Annotated in this window: 24 protein-coding genes; 5 read left to right on the top strand and 19 right to left on the bottom strand. The window is 46.3% G+C overall.

Annotated elements, in window-relative coordinates:
- Positions 1–52: 52 nt before the first annotated feature.
- Positions 53–1,543 (bottom strand): glycoside hydrolase family 43 protein, encoded by a 1,491-nt coding sequence (locus MHI55_RS23760; RefSeq protein ID WP_340387244.1) that lies wholly within the window; start codon positions 1,541–1,543, stop codon positions 53–55.
- Positions 1,544–1,723: 180 nt separating this feature from the next.
- On the opposite strand from MHI55_RS23760, the gene MHI55_RS23765 reads away from it, so the two are divergent.
- The gene (locus MHI55_RS23765; RefSeq protein ID WP_340387246.1) at positions 1,724–2,626 is read left to right on the top strand and encodes an ArsR family transcriptional regulator; all 903 of its coding nucleotides are present in this window, start codon (positions 1,724–1,726) and stop codon (positions 2,624–2,626) included.
- A 110-nt stretch (positions 2,627–2,736) separates the two neighbouring features.
- On the opposite strand, the gene MHI55_RS23770 is transcribed toward MHI55_RS23765, so the two are convergent.
- The 10 genes from MHI55_RS23770 to MHI55_RS23815 form a co-directional block, all read right to left on the bottom strand.
- Entirely contained in the window at positions 2,737–2,886 is a 150-nt protein-coding gene (locus MHI55_RS23770) for a hypothetical protein (RefSeq protein ID WP_167483655.1), read from the bottom strand.
- Between the two features lie 103 nt (positions 2,887–2,989).
- Positions 2,990–3,934: a GNAT family N-acetyltransferase gene (locus tag MHI55_RS23775; RefSeq protein ID WP_340387248.1), complete on the bottom strand. Its 945-nt coding sequence runs from the start codon at positions 3,932–3,934 to the stop codon at positions 2,990–2,992.
- Between the two features lie 419 nt (positions 3,935–4,353).
- Positions 4,354–4,983: a hypothetical protein gene (locus tag MHI55_RS23780; protein ID WP_340387250.1), complete on the bottom strand. Its 630-nt coding sequence runs from the start codon at positions 4,981–4,983 to the stop codon at positions 4,354–4,356.
- A 39-nt stretch (positions 4,984–5,022) separates the two neighbouring features.
- Positions 5,023–5,724, bottom strand: a complete 702-nt coding sequence (locus MHI55_RS23785) for a DUF1361 domain-containing protein (RefSeq protein ID WP_340387252.1) — start codon at positions 5,722–5,724, stop codon at positions 5,023–5,025.
- 41 nt (positions 5,725–5,765) lie between these two features.
- On the bottom strand, positions 5,766–6,194 hold the full coding sequence (locus tag MHI55_RS23790; RefSeq protein WP_207765597.1) for a GNAT family N-acetyltransferase: 429 nt from the start codon (positions 6,192–6,194) through the stop codon (positions 5,766–5,768).
- Between the two features lie 17 nt (positions 6,195–6,211).
- Positions 6,212–6,661 (bottom strand): GNAT family N-acetyltransferase, encoded by a 450-nt coding sequence (locus MHI55_RS23795; RefSeq protein WP_243391457.1) that lies wholly within the window; start codon positions 6,659–6,661, stop codon positions 6,212–6,214.
- Between the two features lie 32 nt (positions 6,662–6,693).
- A complete protein-coding gene (locus MHI55_RS23800; protein ID WP_047843998.1) occupies positions 6,694–7,104 on the bottom strand; it encodes a GNAT family N-acetyltransferase in 411 nt (136 codons plus the stop codon).
- A 128-nt stretch (positions 7,105–7,232) separates the two neighbouring features.
- A complete protein-coding gene (locus MHI55_RS23805; protein ID WP_340390637.1) occupies positions 7,233–8,459 on the bottom strand; it encodes an amidohydrolase in 1,227 nt (408 codons plus the stop codon).
- Between the two features lie 218 nt (positions 8,460–8,677).
- The gene (locus tag MHI55_RS23810; RefSeq protein ID WP_315938494.1) at positions 8,678–9,232 is read right to left on the bottom strand and encodes a methylated-DNA--[protein]-cysteine S-methyltransferase; all 555 of its coding nucleotides are present in this window, start codon (positions 9,230–9,232) and stop codon (positions 8,678–8,680) included.
- 42 nt (positions 9,233–9,274) lie between these two features.
- The gene (locus tag MHI55_RS23815; protein WP_036674451.1) at positions 9,275–9,979 is read right to left on the bottom strand and encodes a DNA alkylation repair protein; all 705 of its coding nucleotides are present in this window, start codon (positions 9,977–9,979) and stop codon (positions 9,275–9,277) included.
- 190 nt (positions 9,980–10,169) lie between these two features.
- Between MHI55_RS23815 and mgtE the strand changes: the two genes are divergently transcribed.
- On the top strand, positions 10,170–11,540 hold the full coding sequence (gene mgtE / locus MHI55_RS23820) for a magnesium transporter (protein ID WP_051447459.1): 1,371 nt from the start codon (positions 10,170–10,172) through the stop codon (positions 11,538–11,540).
- A gap of 69 nt (positions 11,541–11,609) precedes the next feature.
- On the opposite strand, the gene mmsB is transcribed toward mgtE, so the two are convergent.
- The 6 genes from mmsB to MHI55_RS23850 all read right to left on the bottom strand — a co-directional run bounded on the left by mmsB (position 11,610) and on the right by MHI55_RS23850 (position 20,007).
- Positions 11,610–12,773 carry a multiple monosaccharide ABC transporter permease gene (mmsB, locus tag MHI55_RS23825; protein ID WP_036617110.1) on the bottom strand — a complete coding sequence of 388 codons (1,164 nt, stop codon included), beginning with the start codon at positions 12,771–12,773 and terminating at the stop codon, positions 11,610–11,612.
- Positions 12,742–14,307, bottom strand: a complete 1,566-nt coding sequence (mmsA, locus tag MHI55_RS23830) for a multiple monosaccharide ABC transporter ATP-binding protein (protein ID WP_076252889.1) — start codon at positions 14,305–14,307, stop codon at positions 12,742–12,744. The genes mmsB and mmsA overlap by 32 nt, the downstream gene beginning before the upstream one ends.
- 21 nt (positions 14,308–14,328) lie before the next feature.
- A complete protein-coding gene (gene chvE, locus MHI55_RS23835) occupies positions 14,329–15,414 on the bottom strand; it encodes a multiple monosaccharide ABC transporter substrate-binding protein (RefSeq protein WP_076252890.1) in 1,086 nt (361 codons plus the stop codon).
- A gap of 318 nt (positions 15,415–15,732) precedes the next feature.
- Positions 15,733–16,983, bottom strand: a complete 1,251-nt coding sequence (locus tag MHI55_RS23840) for a response regulator (RefSeq protein ID WP_340390639.1) — start codon at positions 16,981–16,983, stop codon at positions 15,733–15,735.
- A gap of 56 nt (positions 16,984–17,039) precedes the next feature.
- Complete coding sequence (locus MHI55_RS23845) at positions 17,040–18,908, bottom strand: sensor histidine kinase (RefSeq protein ID WP_076252996.1); 1,869 nt, start codon at positions 18,906–18,908, stop codon at positions 17,040–17,042.
- Positions 18,909–18,999: 91 nt separating this feature from the next.
- A complete protein-coding gene (locus MHI55_RS23850) occupies positions 19,000–20,007 on the bottom strand; it encodes a substrate-binding domain-containing protein (protein ID WP_076252891.1) in 1,008 nt (335 codons plus the stop codon).
- Between the two features lie 206 nt (positions 20,008–20,213).
- Here MHI55_RS23850 and MHI55_RS23855 point away from each other — a divergent pair, with 206 nt between their 5' ends.
- Both MHI55_RS23855 and MHI55_RS23860 read left to right on the top strand, forming a co-directional pair.
- Positions 20,214–20,795 (top strand): LysE family transporter, encoded by a 582-nt coding sequence (locus tag MHI55_RS23855; RefSeq protein ID WP_036617102.1) that lies wholly within the window; start codon positions 20,214–20,216, stop codon positions 20,793–20,795.
- A 19-nt stretch (positions 20,796–20,814) separates the two neighbouring features.
- Positions 20,815–21,591, top strand: a complete 777-nt coding sequence (locus tag MHI55_RS23860) for an AraC family transcriptional regulator (protein WP_340387254.1) — start codon at positions 20,815–20,817, stop codon at positions 21,589–21,591.
- Positions 21,592–21,718: 127 nt separating this feature from the next.
- Here MHI55_RS23860 and MHI55_RS23865 read toward each other — a convergent pair whose 3' ends face one another.
- Positions 21,719–22,297, bottom strand: coding sequence for a hypothetical protein (locus MHI55_RS23865; RefSeq protein ID WP_340387256.1), 579 nt, complete (start codon positions 22,295–22,297; stop codon positions 21,719–21,721).
- A 172-nt stretch (positions 22,298–22,469) separates the two neighbouring features.
- Here MHI55_RS23865 and MHI55_RS23870 point away from each other — a divergent pair, with 172 nt between their 5' ends.
- Positions 22,470–23,135 (top strand): phosphatase PAP2 family protein, encoded by a 666-nt coding sequence (locus MHI55_RS23870; protein ID WP_340390641.1) that lies wholly within the window; start codon positions 22,470–22,472, stop codon positions 23,133–23,135.
- Positions 23,136–23,298: 163 nt separating this feature from the next.
- Here the strand turns inward: MHI55_RS23870 and MHI55_RS23875 are convergent, their stop codons facing one another.
- Positions 23,299–24,732: a glycoside hydrolase family 1 protein gene (locus MHI55_RS23875; protein WP_036617092.1), complete on the bottom strand. Its 1,434-nt coding sequence runs from the start codon at positions 24,730–24,732 to the stop codon at positions 23,299–23,301.
- Positions 24,733–24,766: the final 34 nt, after the last annotated feature.

Consider the following 24,766-nt stretch of genomic DNA (forward strand, 5'->3'; position numbering starts at 1 on the left):
TTGACACAAATTAAAAAAAAGAGAAGGACCCTTAGGCCCTTCCCTTAACTTCTTAATGATAATCACACTTGAAATTTGTAAACTCCGCTGAAGTATCTTGCCCGCTCGCGTATAACCCAATAAGTACGCCTGTAAAACCTCCTGCCACCTCCGAGGATAGGTATCTCGTCTGTGCCGTGCCTAGCAGAATCTCTTCACCATCTGTTTGAAACAGGAAACTGTAGCGATCTTGATTTGAGCGGATCACCAGCGTTGCATGCTGTTTATTTCCCAGATCCACTTCATGTTCTCTCGATTTGATATCACCGATATTTAGACGCTCGACCACCTTATAACCGTCCTGCTGCCCACGAATAGCCACTTCATAATGATGATTCTCATCCATGTAGATCGTGATCCCGGCTTCTCCACTCGTCAGACTAACATCGACAGAAATTGTTGCATTAAAGTCTTTTTGACGTAGCCCGATGAACGTTGGGGATGCCGGAACGTCAAGCGTTACGTCGGTTCCTGTTAGCGTAAGCTTATCTGATTCAAGCTGATAATGCTCTGTATTTGGATGACGAAGATAACACCAGTCGAGGTTCCAGTCTGTATTTTCAAACGTATAATTCTTCTTATCCTGCTGGATCACCGTATCTGGGATACGATTGGTCTCAAAACTTGTCAGTGTTGTGCCTTCATGCCCGGCTGTAAACCATCCGTCTTCATCAAACGTAATCGGAGTCAAGAACACCTCACGACCCAGATGATGGTACGTAGCCCATCTGCCGATCTGTCGGAATCCCAAGTGAAAGAGCCACCAGTTCCCCCGAGCATCCTGAACCAGATCACCATGCCCCACACCCTGGAGCTCATACCCGCCCAGATTGCGATTCGTTAGAACCGGATTGTGCACGTAGGCTTCGAACGGTCCCGAAGAAGAAGTCCCCCGAGCATACGTAACCATATGACCATATTCGGTGCCGCCTTCAGCTGCAAGCAGGTAATAATAACCGTTCATTTTATAGAGATGCGGACTTTCCAGATATCGTCCACCTGTTCCGTTCCATATCGAACGACTTGGGCTAAGTTTGCGACCAGTTTCAATCTCAAGCTCGCACTGAACAATTCCGCCAACGCCTTCATCATCCACCCCGTTACTCATAAACAAGGTTTTTCCATTTTCAAAATACAAATCGGGATCAATCCCGCCTTGATCCACATAAATAGGCTCAGACCATTTTCCGTAAATATCGTCCGTCCAGACATAGAAATTCTGATGCGTCGTATCATTCGTTGTGACCATATAAAAACGCCCCTTATTGTGCCTGATTGTTGGGGCAAATACACCTCCGGAGCTGTTCACCGTCTCGAGCTGAATCTGGCTTTTACGAGTCAGGCAGTGGCCAATTTGCTTCCAATTCAGCAGATCCTTGCTTTCAAAGAGCGGTACGCATGGAAAATATTGAAAAGAACTGCACACCATATAGTATGTATCGTGCACCTTAATCACACTAGGGTCTGGATAAAAACCTTTCACAACAGGGTTATTGTATTTCATTACTCCACTCCATCTCTTATTATAAAATTCACAAATATAAGAATTCAACTTCGTAACAACTACAAAAATTAAACACCATCGGGTGTAAACTTGCAATGAATCTGAATTGCATCTTGGAGTTAATTTTATTAAATTAATATATATGTGATTTTAGAAGATTGAGGATAGGGAGTTGTACAGATGATCAAAGCAAATGGGGAGCCCCAGTTCCTTCCTTTATATGAGGCGCTGGCAAGTGAAGTCAGATGGAGAATCATGGACATGATTGCAGATCGCGAAATGAACGTGAAGGATATTGCCGTAGCATTAGAGCTTAGCCCCTCCATTGTCACGATGCATATTCGCAAACTGGAGGATGCGGGTCTAATTGGCAGCAGACGAGTTCGGATCAACGGAGGGACGCACAAATTATGTTACCTCAAGCAAAATCATATTGAGATCGAGTTGCCATCCCCAAGCCAAACTTCACGAACCAGAGAACAGACGATAGCCGTGGGACACTACACTGCTTTTGATATTCATCCTACTTGTGGGCTAGGGACACTTGAGAAAGAAATCGGCGTATGGGATGATCCCCGTTACTTCCTTGATCCCGAGCGGGTACACGCCGCTATCCTGTGGTTTGGGAAGGGCTATGTTGAATATAAAACACCTAACTTTGTACTACCTGATCAGACAACCGATGCTATCGAAATTTCGATGGAACTGGCGTCTGAAGCTCCGGGATTGCGAGATCATTGGCCTTCCGATATTCGTTTCACCTTCAATGGCGTTTCCCTTGGAACGTGGACAAGCCCTGCCGACTTTGGCAGAGCAGCACGCGGCAAATATACACCAGAATGGTGGCATCGTAATGTGAATCAGTATGGATTATTAAAGACCATTCGTATTGATGGTTCCGGTACCTATATGGATGGTGAGCGGATGTCAGACATTACTCTCGCGGATATTAAGCTTAGCGAACCGTTCTGGACGCTACGTTTCACGGTTGACGAGGAAAGCCCCAACGTAGGGGGATTAACGATCTATGGTGCCGGTTTTGGTAACCATGATCAGGATATTGTTATTCGTGTATTGGGTTAAAGTGGCTAGCTGCGCTGCACAAGAATCCTCCATTTCCTGACCTACAGGAGAGGGAGGCATCCGAAAATGCTGCTCCTCAGCTAATTTTGAAGCACAAGCCTAATCAATCTTTACCTTCGCTCTTTCAACAGGTCCTTAATCTCCCTTAACTCTGATAATATTTCTTTGGTGTGCTGGCTATTTTTGGAGTTATCTATTCCAACTTTCACAACATAAATACCGAGGAACAGATACACCACCAACATAATGATCATTCCCATGTACATCTCTCCTTTCCAAAGTAGCAGCACATTGCTACGAACGTTCACTATCCTCTCTCTCCAACTGTTTGCCATGGAATGCCTTCAAAATAGATGGCAACCTTCATTGTGACTCCTCCTCAGGAATATACATCGTCTGAATCTCCTGCACACCCGGAATAAATCCCAGATTCAGATACACGGACTCCGCATCATTTCCTTGCATCACATACAATCGCAGCACGGGATATTGACCCTTAAGCGCATTCAAAGCTCTCTGTAACATCAGTGTAGCAAGCCCTCTTCCTCTATATTCCGGACGAACACCTATGCTATACACAGCAGCCTGATTATCTTGCAAGCACAAGCGACAATTTGCAATAAGCTGTCCCGTTTCCTTGTCGTATACAAGCGTGGACGCTTGGGTGAGAATTTCATTGGAATAATTAGGGTCATCACTTGGTATAAAATCTGCAAGAGTGGTATGTTTTCTTCGTGTAGCTTCAAGACTTCCTGCAAAACTCTCCAGGTCACATTGAGCAATTTCATCTTCATTCACATATTTTCTATTGCCGGTTTCACTTTCAATAATCTCTGGACTCTTCACGGTTACCCTGCTGTCCCATTCGATTTCAAAATGATCTGTAGGCCGCTGCATCCAGCGACATTTGAACTCCACTGGCCAGAATCCAGCTCTTGCATATAGATCAACTTGGTCTGGAAGAATCTCAAAGGTCAGAATGCGTTTGGTGCGATCCGACCACTGTAATAATTTATGCTTCAGAAGCTTTAATACATCAAAGCACTGCTGGAATGGCGGGATAAAAAACAAATGATACATCCGGTTAGGCTCCATTCTCACGCCACCTATTTTGCTTTCCCCCTTGTAAATCCAGTACGCACTGATCTTGGAAGAACTGAACTCTTCTTCCCTGAAAAATCCGACATAACGCATATCATAATAAACCGTGCAATATAATCCCCATTCGGCAAAATCAGCTTTGCGAATCGAATATTCATCCGACAGATCATATTGAAGAATATCTGTAGACCACTCAGTTAAACTCATATGTAATTCCTCCTCAGTTTTAATTAAATGGCAAGCAATCAAATTATTTTTCTATACGCCACCCCAAGAACATGAATTAACACATGTTGTGCCTCCATACATTCGAAGAAATCCAACATGTCCATAAACAGATTCTCGAAATACGAAGACTACCAAGGAAAACCTCTAATGTCTGCCCTGTTTCTGTATTCTTGAACATACAGTGCTCGCCGTGAACATCAAAATACCAATTTCCCGTTAATTCTTCTTCTCCGTGGATTACATCCGCATTGGTCAGCAAATGGTACGCACCTTCGAGAATTTCCGCCCGATCAGGCTGATCGGTTTCCAATATCAGTTGGTCGATCAATTGCCGCGCGATTCTTGGTACATATCCATCACAGCCAATAATTCTTCCGTGATTTCCTGGGTTATCGCCTTCACACCTTCATATCCTTATCCGGGTATCCAATTTCTGCAATTTCACCTTCGATATCACTTAATTTCAGTTCATCATTTAATTGCTGTAGTAAGACCTCATCGATCGGCTTCATATCAAATACCTGTTCAACCAGATTGATATCCAACGCTATCTCGTAGTAATCCTGTGCCCAATCATGATAATATTTCGCGCCGCCTACCAAAATCTCTAACAGTTCGTATTCATGATCCCCAAGCTCCGTGCCCGTAGCCCACCCTTCCTGATCCGCCACACTCCAGATACAGAACGTCGTCTGATCCATTACAAATGCCGGCTCTACCACAAAAGTATTAAATGCTTCTGGAACGCTTTTTACCACCTCACTCCTATCAACCTTATGCTGAAGTGTATACTCTTTATCAAAGCCTTTAATAATCAGCCCATTCGGACTGAATATTGCAAAATAATGATCGCCTTGCCCATCTCTCATCGATGCCATTTGCTCATTCGTGTCCCACTGGGAATTATACGAGTAATACCTGTACTCCCATTCCGGCATCAAAATGGCATCCAGCATAGCTGCTGCCTTTAGAATCTGTTTGCATTCACTAATGTGAGGAAGTTTATCAATAAAATTAAGATTACCCATCGTGTGATATTGCCTCCTTTACCCTTTCAAATGGAATAATTAGTTGCCCAACTTTCCGGTTAGCAAAGATACGATAACGTATCCAAAAAGTTGAACCGTAAATACAATGGCAACAAACTCAACCATTATGCTGTTCGCTGCATTAAAATCATTCACAAGATCCACGAAGATCTTCCAAGGTCGGGATAATATATCCCACGAATTCCACCGATTAAATCTCCCAATGTAGACCCCTATACTGCTCAATAGCAAAATAACACCGACAACCATCATACTAATGTACTTATTTACTAATTTGTTTAACATGCCGTGGAGCTGAATGATCGAACAAGTCGAGAGCAGCAATCCGATGATCGCTACGGCAAACGTCAGGGTGAGTCCATACCAAAAATCAATATTAACCCAAAATCTAACCTCCCCTTGAGCATCAAAATATCTGAATGAATGCAGAATCTCCGTAAAAAGGTAGGCCGCATTGGGCAGAAAAAAGAGCCATACTCCACACATCAGCCCCATACATATCATGCTCGTTGTGGTTAATTTCTTATTAAATATGTATCTAATGCAGGATGAGATGATGAATGGTACCCATGCCAGGAACATGTCCCAACTTAAAAATCGATACATATTCGTATCTGATTGGGCACGTAAATACATCACAACACCTAAACAACATAAAGTAGCCACGAGCAAAGTAACGATGAATCGGAGATCTTGAACTGGATGTTTGTTATCTTTCATTTCTTTGCTTCTACTTCCTTTTCCTTGATGAATGTTATAAGTTATAAATACTTTTTAAATGCCTTGCTGGATTCTCCGTTGTACCCCAATTTCGTATAAAAGTGATGTGCTTCGTTTCTGGATGATCCGCTCGTAAGAAACACCTTCACACAATTTTTCTGCACACATACATGCTCTATATGTTTCATCAATTCAGATCCATATCCCTTGCTCTGCACATGTTCCGTAATGATAACCCGTTCAACTACGCCGAATGGTCTATTTTCCACCAAAGCATCCAGACAAATATGTAAATGAGCCGTACCGATCACCTGATCACCCAGTTCATACACCAACAAGAAACTGTTTGGGTTATTCCGAACCTCTTCAATCCGTTCTGCCAGTACCTTCGTGTTTAAGTTGTTCGGCAATAATTCTTTATACAGCCTTTCAATAACCGCTGCATCCCTAGCTTCTGCCTCTCTTATCATCAAGCTTACCCTCCCTATTACCTCACTTGAAAACTTAAAATGATATCACCGTTGTCTTCAAACTCTCCCGTGTCCTGAAATCCGCAACGTTTGTACAGCGCATTTGCCGCAATGTTATGTGGAACATGGGATACCCTGATTTGCTGGCAGTCACTTCTCTCTTGCAACATACGAACCACTTCTTGAATAGCAAGTTTGCCGTAACCCTTCCCCTGGTACTTCTCATCAATCATGAAGCGCAGAATCCAGTAATACCCGTCATTGTAGATCTCGTTATCAAATAAAATAAAACCAACCATCTGATCCTCTGCCAAAATGCCGTATGGTTTGGACGTAATCTCCTTCGTCGCATGAATCAATGAATCCGCATTGCTAGCTACCAAATCTAGCTGATCTTCCCGTGGTTTAAGGTGGATGCACTCAAGTTCATTTTCTTTGGTTATAGGTCGTAACGTCACTTGCTCCATACCCACAATCCTCTCTCCTTGCAGCTTATTTACTAGATTTTCTTGATCAATATAATCTCCAAAGGTTGTGTATCCAGCAACAGAGCCCCTGCATCAACATACCCCAGCTTTCGATAGAAATGTTGGGCATGTTCGTCTGATTGCGTTGAAGTCATCACCGTATCAAAGCCTTGTTGCTTCATTAAATTTTCCCAGTGATGTACCACTTTTTTGCCATATCCGCCGTTTCGATAGGGTTCATCAATCCAGATCATATTCATGAAGGGAAGGTTATCCCAAAAGTACCCGTACCTCATCCATCCAACTCTTGATCCCTCGTCCTCGTCCCATAGGATGAATATTTCTTTCTCACTAATCTTCGTTTTCACAAGTGGCTGATGGATATGCCGATCTCTTTCAATGATATAATCGTAGTCAGCTTCAGTTGCATACTCAATCTTCATTTGTAATACTCCCTTCATTAACTACGTCCATCATAACCCAAAATGTGGTATATGCGAACAGTTCTTTCCTCTTTTTCTCCCATGCCAAAAAACCACGGTTTCCCGTGGCTGCACCCGCTCTATTTTCCTCAATCCGCTGTTGATCCGCTGACCAATTGCCCCTTGTACCATACGGCCTGCCGCGCAGATCGCCGCGCAACAGCTTCCGCCGAACAACTCGCATGCACCAATACAAAACTCGCGGTGTCGCCTACCTTCGGCCAGACTTGTTCCCCTTGTGAATCCAGCGGTGTAATACCGCCTGTTACCCATGCCAAAGATTGAGACAAGGACAGTTCGTCGCTATATCCGTACAGTTCTGCGAATCGTCCCGCTTTCTCAAGCATATCCCCATTGCCAAAAGGAGACCAGTGATCCGTCAGGCTGTCTGTGGCCAGCTTCACGTTCACACCCATACGGTGGAGCATGGGAAGAGGCATCATCGTTCTGCCAATGGGCACCGTGGAAGCAATGCTCATCCCAAGCGAGGCCATTCGCTGCGCCATATCTTCTGCTTCCTGCTGCTCTGCGCGGGCGAACCAGAACGCATGACTGACCGTAACTTTACCCTGAAGCCCTGCTGCTTCGGTCAGATTTGCGAGTTCCAACAACGTTTGTTTGCCAGCCTGCCCGCCATCATGCAGATGTATATCAATGCCCGCCTGGTGCTGAACAGCCAGTTCAACCATGGCGTTCAGTGATTTCTCGATCTGTTCGTCCACCGTATGAGGATCAAGTCCGCCCACATGCGTTGCACCTTCCTTCATCGCTTGGCCCATAAGCTCCACTGAATGGGAGCGAAGCAGTCCATGCTGCGGGAAAGCCACAATCTCCGAAGCGATTTTGCCCGAAAATGATTCCAGAGCCTGCCGCGTCGCTTCCAGTCTTTTCAAGCCACTGACGGGTTCAATATTGCAATGACTACGAACATGAGTGGAGCCGTACCCCTGGATCAAGGTCAGAATACTCTCCGCTTGACGCTTGGCATCTGGTAACAACTTGGGCAACAGAACCTTCTCTTCTTCAATACGTTCGAAAATACTGGAGATACGCTTAACGGCTGTCCACGGCCCATCGTAGTAAGTTTTATCCAGATGAATATGTGCCTCCTCGAACGAAGGCAACAGCAGAAGTCCCTTGCCATCTACTTGTGGTAGATCCCTAGATAACGGGTTGTTTCCTTCCACAATCTCCGCGATCACTCCATCTTTAATCCGCAGATGAGCGGGGCTTGTCCGTGTCCCCGTCACCTGTTCTCCCTCCCGAACATAACCCCGCTCCACAGTCACGTTTGTTAACCAATAAGCCTGCTTCATCATGTCATCCCTCTTTTCTTACCCGGCATTACGTCCCCCGGATACAGATTGATCTATGATCCATGGTACCATACGGTTTCACAGGGCAAAAATACGTAAAACGTTGGTGTTCCATATGCGGAACGTTTGTATTACTCTACTTAATACATGTAAAAAAACAGGCACAATACGTGCCTGCCCCGTCCACTCACCTTAATCTTCTTGATTACGCGAGTCTATTAAAAATGAAACCGCGCATGTCCTCCATCGGTCACGCCTTCAATCTGTTCAATATCCAGCAATCTGCGCTTCATCTCTAGGCCTCCACGGAACCCGGTCAGCTTGCGATTAGCCCCGATAATGCGGTGGCAGGGTAGCAGAACCGGAATTGGATTGGCCCCATTTGCAGCCCCAACCGCTCGCACAGCCGATGGTCTTCCAATCGCAGTAGCTATATCACCATAGGTCCGAATTTCACCGTAAGGCACACGCCCTAGCTCTCTCCATACCTCCTGCTGGAAGTTCGTTCCGATCAAGTCCAGTGGGATTGCATCTGTATAAGCCATCGGTTCCCCTGCAAAGTAGGACTGCAGCCAGTCCACCATGCCTGTTTGTTTCAGCGCATGCTCGTTCTCTTCCAGTTCCACGCCAGGTGCAACTTTCTGTAACCAGCCGTTCCAGTCTTCCAGTGTTTCGTTGGGCATGACCACTCGGCACAATCCCTGTTCCGTAGCGAGCAGCACCCATGGACGACCGTCCAACTGCATCGTGGTGTACATCAACTTTTTTCTCATTCGTTTACCGCCCTCTCCCTGGTGGAATGCTTAATGCTAGAACTAGGAGGTAATCTGCTTCTTCACCTTACGTTTCATACTGCGGATCATCTGCTTGCTCTCTGGATCCACGCGATAAGATTCCGTGATTTTCTGAAGTGCCTTATTATACGTAAAATCGTCCAGGGTATTATGGTTCAAATATCGCATAGTCACCTCAGGTTGTTTCACATAAGCCATTGAGATGGCCCAAGCCACTGCCATTTTCACATAATACGCCTCGTGCCTAATCTGATCCAATGCAGATAGAACCTGATCGATATATCGCTCATTCAGATAAAAATTCAACAGCATTACCACACCAAACCGGATTTCATATTCCTGATCAGATCTCAGATACGGCTGCAAGAACGCCCACATGGGCTCCGAATGAACCTTCGTATATTTCAGTCCAGCACAGAAGCTGTCACACACCGACCAGTTGTCAATCTTCGGTACAAATGTTTCAATAGCCTTTAACAGTTCGTCCAGATCAGCCTGTACATGCCCAATGACCATCGCTTGCAACATCACTTCTTCAAAATATTCATCCTCTGCCGTTTTCAGATACGTGCGCCAGTCCCCGGCGGCAAGTTGCTTGGCAATTTTTCGTAAGGCTGGCAGCCTTACACCAAGTACATTCGTGATGTTGGGAATAAGTGCGGCCGAGAATTTTTGATACTCCGGCTCAACCATGCTGAGCAATTGTGTTCTGATATCTACTTCCACTAGCGCATGTCCTCCTTGTCTGTTGCTGTACAACAAGTATATCCTTGAAGTGGCTGTTTGTAAGCCCATATCGAATGTTTGAGCAAGATTACAATATCATTTTGGGACTCTCATTTTTTCTCCATTTGTTTAATTCCCAACCCATTTCGTTTAAAAATATGAAGCTGACCGAATAGAAAGGAGTGTCGATATGAACGGACCTCATACCAAGAAAGATTTCTCCGTGGAGGAGATCACCGAACAACTCGTGCAACATGTACAATCCCGGAACCTTCCCGATTTCTATAAATTGGTGAAAGAACTGCATCCCTACGACCTCTCACTTGTATATAAAAAGTTCCCTGAAGAAGAAACCAATCGGTTTTTGCTCCTGTTCAAACCCGATGCTCTGGCGGATCTCGCCGAGACCTTGAAGCTACACGAACAGATTCAACTGTTTGAACGACTTGGGCCGGAACGAACACTTGAAGTCATGCAGCAGATGGACAAAAGTGATCTGATCCGATTCATGCACGATTTGCCTGCCAAACGCAGAGAAGAATTGCTGTCCAATATGAACCTGGATCACTCTGCCATTATCCGATCCGTGCTTAATTACCCGCCGGAAACGGCAGGACGCATCATGACAGATCAATATCGGACCCTGCTCGCTCATGAGACAGCCAAGGAAGCCTTACGACAATCGCAAGGTACCATGCATATCTCAGCCTCCAGTTATCTCTATGTAACCGATAATGAAGGCAAACTGGTCGGTGTCGTGAGTTATCGATCCCTTGCCCTGGCTGACGATAAGACCCAGGTTGAAGAACTGATGACCCGGCGGGTGATCCATGCAACTGTAGATATGGACCAGGAAGAAGCAGCACAACTTCTACAGCGTTATGAGTTTATTGCACTTCCGGTGGTGGATGAAAATCACAGGTTATGCGGTATCATTCAGATGGATGATGTCATCGATATTATTATGGATGAAGCCAGTGAAGATTTGGCCAAGATGGGGGGCGGCAGCAAGGATATCGACTTTGATACTAAACCACTCGTGGCCGTCAGACGCAGGCTTCCCTGGCTCATCTTGCTTCTATTGATTGGTCTAATCTCGGGAAGTATTGTGGATTTCTTCGAGGATACACTCAATCAGGTTGTGGCATTGGCATTTTTCATGCCGATGATCGCAGGTATGACCGGTAACACAGGAACGCAGTCTCTGGCTGTTGTGGTACGCGGACTGATCGGACGCAAGCTCGACAAAGCCACCGTACTCGCACTGATTGGTCGGGAGATCAAGGTAGGCATAATGATCGGCTTGGTATGTGGATTACTGATCACCGTCATCGCTTATTTCTGGCAAGGGGACTGGTTGCTGGGCGCCATTATTGGGGTATCTCTGTTCCTCACTCTGGTCATTGGTACACTGACCGGTACATGCATCCCGCTTCTGCTTAGTCGTTTCAAAGTCGACCCGGCTGTTGCCTCTGGCCCGTTAATCACCACATTGAATGATATCTTGTCCCTGTTTATCTATTTTGGCATCGCCACACGTTTCCTCGATGCCTTAATGTAACTAAGTCGTGCATACAGCAAAACAGACCTGATCCTGAGATCAAGGTCTGTTTTTTCATTTTACCAAGTGTTACGCTGATCTTTTATTTTTATTATAGATATCAAACGCTACAGCGAGCAGCAGTACCAATCCCTTAATCCCCTGTTGCCAGTCAATACCGAGACCAATCAGGGACATCCCGTTATTCAGCACACCCATAACCAAACCACCGATGATGGCACCAAATACCGTACCTATGCCCCCTGAAGCGGAAGCACCACCGATGAAGCAGGCCGCAATGGCATCCAACTCGAAGTTGGTACCCGCTCTTGGCGTAGCTGCATTCAGACGTGCGGCGAAGATCAACCCGGATACCGCGGCAAGTGTACCCATGTTCACGAAAACCCAGAAGGTTACCTTTTTTGTTTTGACTCCAGACAGGCCTGCGGCCTTCTCATTACCTCCAAGCGCATACACATGCCGTCCCATGACAGTACGATTCATAACGAAGGAGTACACAACGATCAGGACAAACAGCAGGACCAGGATATTTGGAATACCTGCATAACTTGCGAGTACAAACGTAAACAGATTTGTCACAACAGCCACCACAATCAACTTGAGCAAAAATAGTCCCTTTGACACGACCTCGAATCCATATTTTCGCTGGGAACGGCGTTCCCGCAGTTCATTGACAATGTACCAAACGGTGAGCACAAGACCCACAATGATAGACACTAGACCGAAACCTGAGAATTGAATGTCCGCCAAGAAGCCAGAGCTTATTTTCTGGAAACCACCTGGAAAAGGAGAGATCGATTGCCCCTCCAGCACGATCATCGTCAAGCCACGGAACAGCAGCATACCTGCCAGCGTCACGATAAATGCCGGAATCCGCACATAAGCGATCCAGAAGCCTTGCCATGCACCGATCAAAGCACCAACCAGCAAGGAAGCGATGACTGCAAGCCAAGCCGGAAGCTGCCAATCAACCATCATAATCGCGGCAACGGCACCAACAAAGGCTGCAATGGAACCAACAGACAGGTCAATATGCCCGGTAATGATGACCAGCACCATTCCGATCGCCAGCACCAAAATGTAACTGTTCTGCAAAATCAAATTTGTAATATTAATCGGCTTGAGCAACAGCCCGCCTGTAAGTACCTCGAACAAAAGCATAATCACTACCAGGGCAATAATCATGCCGTATTGACGGATATTATTTTTGAACAGTTTTGTTATCATTTCCATGCTTGCCGCCTCCAGACTTGGTCATATATCTCATCAACGTTTCCTGCGATGCTTGCTCCCGGCTGACTTCACCGGTGATTCGTCCGGCATTCATCACATAGATCCGGTCACACAGGCCAAGAACCTCCGGAAGCTCGGATGAGATTACCAGTACGCCCTTGCCTTCAGCAGCAAGCCGATGAATGATCGTATAGATTTCGAATTTCGCTCCCACATCGATACCGCGGGTAGGTTCATCCAGGATAAGAATATCTGGTCCGGCAAAAATCCATTTGCTGAGCACCACTTTTTGCTGGTTGCCTCCACTTAGATTACCGGTCTTCTGCAAAATACTTGGTGCTTTGATGTTCATGCTTTTCTTCATCTTTTCCGCCACCAGTACTTCTTCACGCTCGTTCACTACTGCGTTTCGCGTCAGCTTGCTCAGACCCGTTAAGGAAATATTGCGCTTGATGTCATCCATCAGAATGAGTCCGTATTCCTTGCGGTCTTCTGTCACATAAGCAAACCCATTCTGAATAGCCTCTGTGACGGTATTGTTGTGGATCGGTTTACCATTCTTAATGAGTTGACCCGAAATATTCCGGCCATAGGATTTGCCAAATATACTCATGGCAAGCTCGGTACGCCCAGCGCCCATCAGCCCAGCAATACCTACAATCTCACCACGTCTGATATTCATATCGATCTGATCCAGTACTTTTCGCTCGGCATGATGTTCGTGATATACCGTCCAGTCCTTTACCTCAAGGATAACTTCTCCAATGGTGGCATGACGCTCCGGATAACGGCTAGTGAGATCACGTCCTACCATTCCGCTAATAATCCGGTCCTCCGTCACTTTTTCGTTCTTCATATCCAACGTCTCAATTGTCTTACCGTCCCGTAAAATGGTCACGGAATCGGATACCTTGGATACCTCATTCAGCTTGTGTGAGATCAGGATACAGGCGATGCCCTGTTTCTTGAATTCCAGCATCAATTGCAGCAGATTTTCACTGTCGTCCTCGTTCAGCGCAGCGGTTGGCTCATCCAAAATAAGCAGCCGCACCTTTTTGGAGAGCGCTTTCGCAATTTCGACCAGTTGCTGCTTGCCTACCCCGATGCTGGATACCAACGTGTTTGGATTTTCGCTCAGTCCCACCTTCGAGAGCAGCTCCCGTGTACCTACAAAAGTTTCCTTCCAGTTGACAATTCCTCTGCTCGCACGCTCGTTGCCCAGATATATATTTTCCGCGATTGAAAGGTAGGGAATCAGGGCCAACTCCTGATGGATAATGACAATTCCCAGATCCTCGCTCTGCTTAATATCCTTGAACTCACAATTTTTGCCCTGAAATAAAATGTCGCCTTCATACGTGCCATGTGGATATACACCACTCAGTACCTTCATCAACGTAGATTTACCTGCGCCATTTTCACCACATATGGAATGAATTTCGCCTTCACGGACTTTCAGATTGACATTTTCCAGCGCTTTGACGCCAGGAAAGGTTTTGGTGATGTTTTTCATTTCCAGAATGATTCCGGCCATGGGATGTGCTCCTTTCATTTATTATTTCAGTCCGATTTCTTCCTTCGTGTAATACTGTGTACCAACGATATCCTGCTCCACATTTGTACGGTCCACCGAGATGGGATCCAAGAGATACGCCGGAACAACCTCAATTCCGTTGTTATATGATGTTGTATCATTAACTTCCGCCTGTTTTCCTTGCAAAATACTATTGGCCATCTCTACCGTCTTCTCCGCTAGCTTCCGTGTATCCTTGAACACCGTCTGCGTCTGTTCCCCGGCCACAATGGACTTGATTGAGGCAAGTTCGGCATCCTGTCCTGTAATAACGGGCAGCGGTTTGTTCGAAGTACCGTAACCAATCCCTTTCAAAGATGAAATGATACCAATACTGATTCCATCATAAGGAGACAATACTGCATCCAGATTATCACCCGAGTAATACGCACTCAGCAGGTTATCCATCCGTGACTGGGCCAGTGCTCCGTCCCAGCGCAAGGTCGCAATCTGAGCCATCGTCATCTGCTTGCTGCGCACGACCAGCTTGCCGGAATCGATGTACGGCTTCAGGACAGACATCGCACCGTCGAAGAAGAAATAGGCGTTATTATCATCAGGAGAGCCACCAAACAGCTCAATGTTATACGGTCCTTTTCCATCCTTGAGTCCAAGCTTTTGTTCGATGTAGGAGGCTTGAAGCACACCCACCTTAAAATTGTCGAACGTGGCGTAATAGGTTAAGTATGGCGTATTGCGAATGAGCCGATCATACGAGATCACTTGTATCCCTTCGTCATGCGCTTTCTTTATTACATCCGTTAATGTGTTGCCATCCACGGACGCAATCACCATCACATCCACACCTTTGGTGATCATGTTTTCAATCTGTGAAATCTGATTCTCGACCACGTCCTCAGCATACTGAAGATCGGTTTTGTACCCCTGCTCCTGAAACAGACGGACCATATTCTCCCCGTCTCCCACCCATCGTTCTGATGATTTGGTTGGCATCGATATACCGACATATCCCTTTTCTTTGCTGCCTGGGCCACTCTCTGCCAGATTGCAGGCCGAGAGCATCAAGGTCATCACCAGAAGCCAGATGAGCATTGCTCCTTTTTTCATATGAAGTTCCCCTTTCCTCACGTCATACGGTTCTGAATGAGTTATAAGATAACGCTTACAATACATGTAGTGCATCCTGTTGCTTGCTGTTCCTATCTGAGACTAATGGTAGCATTCGAGATGCCGCAAGGTCTTTGCACGTTTTGAACCTTTTTTATAAAAATTTAACTTTTGATGGAAACGCTTAAAGTATAAGTTTGATCCACGAGATACCATTCCAGAGTCAAAAAAAAGGACATGCTCCACTTCGCTTCACACGAAGTAGAACACATCCATCTCATTTATCACATGTCTAAGTGAATAACTGTAATACGATATTTAATTCGCAGAAGGATGATAGGCTGTCCCCCCGTTCTTTCGATACTGCACTGGTGAAATGCCCATTGTTTTCTTAAATGCAGTGCTGAAATAATGTTGGGTATCATAACCTACACGCTCAGCTATGGTGTGGATCGGCAGTGTTGTTGAATCTAATAACTGTATAGCCTTGCGAATGCGAGCATGCGTGACATGCGTGACAAAGGAATCATTCAGCTCTTTCTTCAGCACACGACTAAGATATACGGCAGATACTTGTAGACGGGAAGCAAGCGATTCCAGGGTCAGTTCCCGCTCGGCATATTCTTCGTGAATAAGTTGTCTTGCCCGGCGAACCAGAGGCGACAACTGTACTTCCCCGAATACCCTTTCACGGCAATGACGGTACGTATCCGGCGTTTCTTCCAGTGTCCCTGCATGTGTCTCCACATGAGCATGAATGGCAATATTCAGGCAAGAACTGATCTGTTGTTCCAGAAGGGACTCTATTTCTTCAGGGGCTTCCTGCCACAGACACATGCCGATCAACCCGCTTACGTCCCGAAACAGGACATGTGGCACGTCCCCCAGCAGTTCACTAATTATATTTTCCACTGCAAACAGAAACAACTGACGATCATTCTCTCTCAGTATCGTCTGACGAGCTTCAGCGGCAGGCCAGCGTACGACCCCGATCTGCACAGGTGGGACGGGGGGCAGCCGCAAAAACACAAGCTGCTCCGTCAGATTCCTCCCTTCAGCCTGCCCCTCCAGCCACTCCAGCATAAATCGCTGGCGAAGCAACGGGATATTACGTTCAATCTGATGAGCTGCCTGTTGTACATATGCCGTCCTCTGGTGCTCTTCAGTAAGTCGCTGATGCAATCGCTCAAGTGCAGCATATAATTGTTCTGCTTGCACAGGTTTTAAAATGTAATCCTCTACGCCAAGACGAACCGCCTCCTGCGCATATGCAAATTCATCATGTCCCGAGATGATCAGGTAACGACAGCCTGGACACTTCTGCTGAAGGGCACGGATTAGTTCGATTCCGTTCAGAAATGGCATATTCATATCAACGAGAACAATATCCACACCCAAATCAGCCGCCCGTTCCAGCGCTTCCTCGCCATCTTCCGCTTCACCAACAACCTCCATCCCGAGAGTTTCCCAGTCAATGGCATCCCGAATCCCCTCACGAATGATCGGTTCATCATCAGCGATGAGCACGCGGTATTTCTTCGCCACATGGCTATCCGGCATAATCTCCATTACTGTAGTTAATGCGGATGTCTCATCTGTTTCAGTGGAAGTTGTCACGGCCGATTTCATGAATTTTCCCATTCACTCTCCTGCCTCTCTTCGTTATTGATTTGCTTGGTTGGTGGGAGCTCTCGCATCAACGGATGAATGATGGTCACACTCGTTCCTTCACCTTCCTGGCTCTCCAGCACAATACCGTATTCATCGCCAAAGGACAGCCGCAGACGGGCCTGCACATTCAACATTCCATAACTTTTGCCTGTCATCCCAGGCGAAGACGCTTCCAAACTTGCCAACGGAGCTTCGAGCAACTGCTGCATCTCGGCAAGCCGTTCGATGGACATGCCTGCTCCATTATCATGAATGGTCAGCAGCAGTCTGTTATGTTCCAATCTGGCCTCCACCCGAATGTGTCCCGGCCCACGCCTGCCCTTGATTCCATGATAGATTGCATTCTCTATCAGGGGCTGAAGCAGCAGCTTTAACACCAAAAGGTCCCGCAGTTCCTCTGGAATATTCAATGTATACTGAAGACGATCGCGGTATCGTGTCTGCTGAATTTGCAGATAACTGGTCATATGTTCAATCTCGGAATGCAGCGGAATGTAATCCTGTCCCTTACTAAGCCCTATGCGAAATAATCGAGATAACGCACCAACCATGCCGGATACATCTTCTGCACCCTCTTTGCGTGCCATCCAATGAATGGTATCCAAGGTATTGTACAAAAAGTGTGGTTTGATATGCTCCTGCAAACTTCGCATTTCAGCGTCGCGCTTCTGCCGCTCCCGCAATTCATTTAGTGATATCAGTTGTCGAATCTGTGCCAGCATTCGGTTATAACTGTTGCCAAGCATGCCAATCTCATCAGCGCGATCGCTCCAGCGGCCTGGTCTGAGATTGCCGGTCTCCGCCCTGCGCATATAGGACATGAGCCGGAAAATGGGCTGAGCAATGGAACGGGAGAACCATAAAGAGGCGCTCAGGCCAAACAGACACACCACAAATACAAAGCTAACCACGTAAAACTGGATTTGGCGTACTTCGGATATCGAGTCTCTTGTGGGAAATACCCCTACTGTTCTCCAACCTGTAAAGGTAGACGACTGATACATGAATAATAATGTTCCACCTTCTGTATCGGCGGTAAATGTTCCACTCTCACCGGAGGGGAACCAGTCTGTGGGAATGTGTTCTATTAGCGGGTGCTCCGGCTTGTATACACTTTGACCTTCTGCATCCGTCACCATCACATAACCGGATTTCCCCAAGGTTACATTACGGGCAGCCTGAGAGACCGACCTTAGTTTAAGATCAATCATAATAACCCCCCGCACACGTCCTGACGCTTCATCCGTTATGGAACGTGCAACCGATACAATCTCATCATTCTTGTACCGTACATGTGTCGTGAGATTACGCTCTTTCGGCTGACCCAATACCATGAAGATGCCCGGATTGGCCGAAGCTTTTTGATACCAATTTTCCTGGATCAGGCTCTGTTCCGCTCGGGGATACATCTCGTTGCTAATATAGTCACCATGTGCATTGACGAGAACAATCCCGGCGATTTCAGGATACAATGTTGTGAACCCCTGCAAGGTTTGTTTGATGCCATATAACCGATTTTGCTCCGTTTCGGCATTGGTGTCCATGTTCATTGGTACGATGCCTTCATCATCATTCGGTGGCATTTTGTCGTCCATAAAAGCATCAATATACGGGTCAAAGGCAATCAGGTAGGTCATGTTTTGCAAATTCTCCATTTTGCTGTTCAGAGCTTCATTCACTTTGCCAATCAGTTGCATGGTATGCCCTTCAACCTGTCGCTCAACTACGCGCTCCACCGTCCAGTTCACAAGCAACCCAAGCCCTACGGAAGGTACAATGGCGAATAACAGAAAAAGCAGCATCAGCTGGTAGCGAAGGGGCATATTACGCAAGCGTAAACGCCGAATCCCGTTCCTGAAAGTGGAGAGAATTGCTCTCCTGCTCCAAGGCCTTGGAATCTTGAAATCTTCCTTGTTATTTGGCATAGTAATCATCCACATCTGAGCGTGTTACCACAGAGATCCCTGTGTCTACCATCACGGGAAGTGGTGCATTTTCACCGGATGAAGAAGGGGCAGGAACCGTTAATTGGTGATGCAGATGGAACAGATATTGGAGTGACCAATATCCCATATTCCAGGTTCCCTGTGCAATTGTAGCTGAGATCGTACCGTTCTTGATCATATCCAATGTAGTCTTGTTTGTATCAAACGAAATAATCTGCAATGGATGTCTGTCCCCGGCAGTTTGAACAGCTTCCCCCGCTCCTGCCCCTCCGGTAGCTTCAGTCACAAAAATTCCCGCCAGCTCGGGATGTTCCTTCATCATTCTGATTGTTTCGTCTCTGGATACCATCGCATCACCGTGTCCGTCTGCAACTTCAACAATCTGCATGGAAGGGTATCTCTCCTTGATCGTATCGCGGAAACCCTTCGTGCGCTCTTCATGATTTTGTTGCCCAGGCAAGGTTAATACCGCGACCTCTCCCTCACGACCCAGCAGTTCAGCCATTTTATCGGCAGCCATTACACCCGACTTGTAATTATCTGTCCCAAGAAAAGAATAGGCCTGGCTATCGGGTGCATCCGCGTCAAATAATACAACAGGGATATCTGCGTCGATTGCCTTGTTAATCGCTGGAACTAACGATTGAGGATCGATTGCAGATATAGCAATGCCTGCGGGTTTACGAGCGATAGCCTGCTCGATCACCATGGTCTGCTCCTTCGCATCATACCGGGTAGCCCCGCGATATTCTACGGTCACGCCGAGTGCATCCGCGGCATCCTCGAAACCTTTGAGCGGGCTCTTCCAATACTCCAGCCCGGACTGGAATGTAATCATGATATACGTCTCTCCGATATCACCGCGCAGCCCCCGGTCCTCCCAAGAACTGTTTACCTGACTGGTGTATTCAAACCTCAATACATACAACGCAAATGCTGAGATTAGCAAAATGTAAACAAGCAGCATTTTTTTCATTCCGTTCACTTCCTCAAGTCGTCTGATCACCTTATACTTCGTTTAAATTGTAAACGCAATCATTCAAAAAGAAAACTCCCTCGTATCTTTTAAAAGCAAGCTCCTGTTGCTAACGATGCACCCGCTGCAATAATGTACTATATGGTTTCTCCCTTTGGACGTATGATCATGAAACTAAACTACAACCAGAGGAGAGCATCATCCTTATGAATCTTGCATCTTTTTTAATCTACTGCATCGTCGTAACATTTACCCCCGGCCCCAGCAATATCGTAATTCTTTCTTCTACACAGATCGTTGGCGCACGAAAAACAATGCGTTATGTCTGGGGAGCTACGTTGGCATTTGGTCTGCTGCTTACCGCTTCAGCTTTTCTTAATCAGCTTCTTGCGGGAGTATTACCCGGAATTCTGAAGGTGATGCAGATTGTCGGCGGCCTGTACATGGTGTATCTGGCGTACCAGATCTACAAGATGGGTACCACCGAGGATGCACCGAAACAAGTTACCGGATTCTGGAACGGTTTCATCATGCAATTTGTGAACCCAAAGGTGGTCTTGTTTACTTTCACTGTCATTCCAAGTTATGTATTGCCCTTTTATCAAAGTTCATTCTCATCGTTTCTGTTCGTGGTGCTCATTACATTCATTGGATTTCTGGCCTATTCCAGTTGGGTTGTTTTTGGCACGGTTTTCAGAACGTTGCTGAATCGCCACCAAAAATTACTGAGTATTCTCATGGCACTTTTTTTGTTATACTCAGCCATTATAGTATCCGGATTGATCTAAAGCTTGGGAGGTGTGCTGCATGGAACGGTTTAACTATAAAAAGTCGCAAGACGTGCTGGCACTATCCGCCAGCTTTACTGATTTTGCATACAAAAAACATTGCCATGAAGAGTATGCGGTTGGCGTAACCCTGCGTGGCATTCAACAATACAACCTGGACGGACAATATCAGGCGTCTCACCAAAATGGTGTCATGTTGTTTAACCGTGAACAGTCCCATGATGGAAGTTCCTATGATAAGGCTGGCATTGACTATGTGATGCTGTATTTGAAGCCGGAATTAGTAGAGGAGATTATAGGCAAAAAGGAATTGCGTTTTGGAAGTCCCATCGTCTATGACCCCGAGCTTGCACGTAACATTCTGATGCTGAACGATGCCGTTCAACTCAGACAGAACGAAGCCGAGTGCAGCGAACGGGTCTTTGATCTGGTTCACCTGCTGGCTCAGAAGGAAATGGACACCAAGCTCTGGTTGCCTCAGGACAACCTGGTCCGCAAAGCCAAGGAAATCATGTTTTGCAGCACTGAAGATGTGCTCAAGCTGGACAACCTGAGCTCCGAATTTGGCATGTCCAAGTTTCAATTTATCCGTGAATTCAAAGCACAAGCAGGCATATCCCCCTACCAGTTCTTCTTAAACTGCAAAGTAGAGCGTGCCCGTCAATCCATCGAAATGCAGAAGGACGTCTATGCTGCTGTTGCCGATTGCGGATTCGTCGATCTGACCCATCTGAATCGACATTTCAAACGGGTATTTGGTGTCACAGCTTATGAATACATGTTGCAGCTGAACTAGTTCCATCGGATCGATAATCTCGACTCCAATTGGATACAATTTTGACGCCACTCCTGAAAATCCCCGTATAGAACGGCAATGTTTCTTAACGTTCTGTACGGGGATTAGCTTTTTTTCCGTTGGGCAATCAGATTCTTTTCTTTCGTCTCCAGAGCCACAGTACTGCCAATGCTGCTAATACAATGACTCCGCCATATAAGATGAGATAGAGAGGCCCACTTCGCCCACCACCATCATTGGTTTCTCCAAAATCTTCTTTACTTACAACCTTTCCTGCACCCAGCAATTTCAGATCGTCTCCAGCTTGTTCAATTGGAACATTGCGACTGCACAGATTCGTATGTAGCTTATGATCCACTTCATATTGATAAGCATAGATCAGGTAGGACTGATTCTTTTCAAATTGAATGCCACAGGATTCAGACCCTCCGTCACTCGCAAGGATTTTCATCTTTTTGGCATTAACCCCCTTCCATGCAGTATCTACATCAAAGGTATACTCTCTTAATAAGCCATCATGCTTCGACTGTTGAGAACGTCCCTTCTTCACCACTTCTCCTGTAAATACAGTTGTGTTTGTCTTCAATCTCTCTTGAACATCACTCTCGACACAACTGCAAGCATACACTTTCTCTCCGGGAAATAGAGCTAACCCAGACGTAACCAACAGTAAGATCAACATGCACATCACCAAACGTCGTTTCATTCCGACCGCTCCCCTCCTACATACTCTGCTTGAACAACCGTTGTTAAGGTTACATATTTTTATTGCTGCTATATTTATTGTAAAATTATAGCACAATACAAATATCGTTATGTCCGAGATACACAAGGACACAACATACGAAATCAACCATCACGGAGGAACTCAACATTTGATGCACAACTGGAAAAAGAATATCTCCTTCCCGCTGCTCGTTGCAGCGTTATGCATGATCGCTTTTATAAGCATCGCCCTGTCCATCAGCGACAACCAAATTCATCGATTTGATGATACCTTAATCGGATGGATTCAGGGGTTGGAATCCCCTGGTATGACACAATTCATGCACCTTTTCACCTGGATCGGCAGCGAAATGCCAGTGGTCTTCATTACCATCATCGCCATGATTGTGTTATACGTTTGCCTGCGACAAAAACGCGAACTGCTCTTCCTGGCTTGTGTGATCGCAGGTTCAACCCTGTTAAATGCATTGCTCAAACTGGTATTCCAGCGTGCCAGACCTACCATTAACCGGATTATCGAAGTGAGCGGCTATAGCTTCCCCAGTGGGCATTCCATGGCAGCATTTAGCCTGTACGGTGGACTGGCCTTTCTAATCTGGAAACATGTACCCACCGTCACAGGACGTGTGCTGATGATTGTTGCCAGCGCCGTATTTATACTGACCATTGGTATAAGTCGTATCTACTTGGGGGTGCATTATCCAAGTGATATCGTAGGCGGATACTTCTTGAGTGGTTGCTGGCTCTCCACATGCATATGGTTTTATCGGCGGCATTTGGAGCGCATGTCCCATCTGCAAAGCAGAAGGCTGGCCTAGGCGGCCCGCTATGGAACTACACAAAGAAATACCCGGCTTTCCTTAACTGAAGGATCGCCGGGTATTTTTATATTCATATATTGTAGTCCTGAACTCGTTCAGGACCACATGGACCGCTTGTCCCATTTAAGGGAACAGCCGGATCTGGTTTTTTTTAGCCAATTTATAACTCTTCACCATTGGATTCAATGACTTTTTTGTACCAGTGGAAACTCTTCTTCGGTGTTCTGCTCAAGTCTCCGTTACCGTCGTTGTCCTTGTTGACATGAATGAAGCCATAACGCTTCTTCATCTCTCCAGTGGATGCACTAACCAGGTCGATACATCCCCACATGGTGTAGGCAATCAGATCTACGCCGTCAGCTACCGCTTCTTTCATCTGTTCAATGTGACCTTTCAGATAATCAATGCGATAGTCATCCTGAATGGAGCCGTCTTCCTCTACCACATCGACAGCACCCAGACCGTTTTCAACCACCATCAGTGGAATCTGATAACGATCATACAGATGATTCAGCGTGTAACGCAATCCTTTGGGATCGATCTGCCAACCCCAGTCGGAAGCTTCGAGATATGGATTTTTGATACCGCCCAGCAGATTACCTTCTGCTCTCTCAAGGGACTCATCCGCACTTTCAACCAAAGACATATAATAACTGAAGGAGTAGAAGTCTACGCAGCCTTCACGCAAGGTCTGCTCGTCTCCCGGTTGCATCTCGATCTGGATACCTTCTTCGGCGAAGAAACGTTTGGCGAATCCAGGATACGCGCCACGAACCTGTACATCACCGCAGATCATATTAGAGATTTGGTCTTTCTTCTGTGCAAGCAACATGTCGTCCGGGTTACATGTGTTTGGATAGGTGGTCATGAACGCAACCATACAGCCGATCTGGAAATCAGGGTTAATCTCATGTCCCAGCTTCACCGCTTTGGCACTCGCGACGAATTGGTGATGTAATGCCTGGAAACGAGTCTGTGGATCATCCACTCCGTCGACCAGTGTCTCTTTGCCTTCAAACAGAATACCTGCAGCCATATATGCACCCATCGGCATCGTCAGACAGTTGATTTCGTTGAACGTCAGCCAGTATTTGACCTGATCCTTGTATCGATTAAAGAGGGTTGTACAATAACGGATATAACAGTCGATGACTTCACGGGAAGCCCAGCCGTTATACTTCTGTGTCAGACCGAATGGCGTTTCATAATGGGAGATCGTTACGAGCGGCTCAATATTGTACTTTTTCAACTCGGCAAAAACATTATCGTAGAACTGCAATCCCTCTTCGTTTGGCTCCAGATCATAACCGTTCGGATAGATCCGGGACCAGTTGATGGACATGCGGAACATTTTGAAGCCCATCTCTGCCATCATGGCAATATCTTCTTTGTAATGTCCGTAAAAATCAACCGCTTCATGGCTCGGATAATACGTGCCCTCTTCCAATACAGGCGTAATCCGGCGTGGAATCGTGTGGGTTCCTCCTGTCATCATGTCAGACGTGCTTGGCCCCTTGCCTCCCTGGTTCCATCCACCTTCGAATTGATTGGCAGCCGTAGCGCCACCCCAGTAAAATCCTTCTTTCATTGTCATGACCAGTTCCTCCTTCATATTTAACTCATTTCGA

The organism is Paenibacillus sp. FSL E2-0151 (assembly GCF_037993015.1).
In the GTDB taxonomy this organism is placed as follows: Bacteria; Bacillota; Bacilli; order Paenibacillales; family Paenibacillaceae; genus Paenibacillus; species Paenibacillus amylolyticus.

What these genes read in the sequence shown, in the direction of transcription:
- MHI55_RS23760 (WP_340387244.1), bottom strand. Translation starts at nt 1,543, where the DNA reads ATGAAATACAATAACCCTGTTGTGAAAGGTTTTTATCCAGACCCTAGT.
- MHI55_RS23765 (WP_340387246.1), top strand. Translation starts at nt 1,724, where the DNA reads ATGATCAAAGCAAATGGGGAGCCCCAGTTCCTTCCTTTATATGAGGCG.
- MHI55_RS23770 (WP_167483655.1), bottom strand. Translation starts at nt 2,886, where the DNA reads ATGGGAATGATCATTATGTTGGTGGTGTATCTGTTCCTCGGTATTTAT.
- MHI55_RS23775 (WP_340387248.1), bottom strand. Translation starts at nt 3,934, where the DNA reads ATGAGTTTAACTGAGTGGTCTACAGATATTCTTCAATATGATCTGTCG.
- MHI55_RS23780 (WP_340387250.1), bottom strand. Translation starts at nt 4,983, where the DNA reads ATGGGTAATCTTAATTTTATTGATAAACTTCCTCACATTAGTGAATGC.
- MHI55_RS23785 (WP_340387252.1), bottom strand. Translation starts at nt 5,724, where the DNA reads ATGAAAGATAACAAACATCCAGTTCAAGATCTCCGATTCATCGTTACT.
- MHI55_RS23790 (WP_207765597.1), bottom strand. Translation starts at nt 6,194, where the DNA reads ATGATAAGAGAGGCAGAAGCTAGGGATGCAGCGGTTATTGAAAGGCTG.
- MHI55_RS23795 (WP_243391457.1), bottom strand. Translation starts at nt 6,661, where the DNA reads ATGGAGCAAGTGACGTTACGACCTATAACCAAAGAAAATGAACTTGAG.
- MHI55_RS23800 (WP_047843998.1), bottom strand. Translation starts at nt 7,104, where the DNA reads ATGAAGATTGAGTATGCAACTGAAGCTGACTACGATTATATCATTGAA.
- MHI55_RS23805 (WP_340390637.1), bottom strand. Translation starts at nt 8,459, where the DNA reads ATGAAGCAGGCTTATTGGTTAACAAACGTGACTGTGGAGCGGGGTTAT.
- MHI55_RS23810 (WP_315938494.1), bottom strand. Translation starts at nt 9,232, where the DNA reads ATGAGAAAAAAGTTGATGTACACCACGATGCAGTTGGACGGTCGTCCA.
- mgtE (WP_051447459.1), top strand. Translation starts at nt 10,170, where the DNA reads ATGAACGGACCTCATACCAAGAAAGATTTCTCCGTGGAGGAGATCACC.
- mmsB (WP_036617110.1), bottom strand. Translation starts at nt 12,773, where the DNA reads ATGGAAATGATAACAAAACTGTTCAAAAATAATATCCGTCAATACGGC.
- mmsA (WP_076252889.1), bottom strand. Translation starts at nt 14,307, where the DNA reads ATGGCCGGAATCATTCTGGAAATGAAAAACATCACCAAAACCTTTCCT.
- chvE (WP_076252890.1), bottom strand. Translation starts at nt 15,414, where the DNA reads ATGAAAAAAGGAGCAATGCTCATCTGGCTTCTGGTGATGACCTTGATG.
- MHI55_RS23840 (WP_340390639.1), bottom strand. Translation starts at nt 16,983, where the DNA reads ATGGAGATTATGCCGGATAGCCATGTGGCGAAGAAATACCGCGTGCTC.
- MHI55_RS23845 (WP_076252996.1), bottom strand. Translation starts at nt 18,908, where the DNA reads ATGCCCCTTCGCTACCAGCTGATGCTGCTTTTTCTGTTATTCGCCATT.
- MHI55_RS23850 (WP_076252891.1), bottom strand. Translation starts at nt 20,007, where the DNA reads ATGAAAAAAATGCTGCTTGTTTACATTTTGCTAATCTCAGCATTTGCG.
- MHI55_RS23855 (WP_036617102.1), top strand. Translation starts at nt 20,214, where the DNA reads ATGAATCTTGCATCTTTTTTAATCTACTGCATCGTCGTAACATTTACC.
- MHI55_RS23860 (WP_340387254.1), top strand. Translation starts at nt 20,815, where the DNA reads ATGGAACGGTTTAACTATAAAAAGTCGCAAGACGTGCTGGCACTATCC.
- MHI55_RS23865 (WP_340387256.1), bottom strand. Translation starts at nt 22,297, where the DNA reads ATGAAACGACGTTTGGTGATGTGCATGTTGATCTTACTGTTGGTTACG.
- MHI55_RS23870 (WP_340390641.1), top strand. Translation starts at nt 22,470, where the DNA reads ATGCACAACTGGAAAAAGAATATCTCCTTCCCGCTGCTCGTTGCAGCG.
- MHI55_RS23875 (WP_036617092.1), bottom strand. Translation starts at nt 24,732, where the DNA reads ATGACAATGAAAGAAGGATTTTACTGGGGTGGCGCTACGGCTGCCAAT.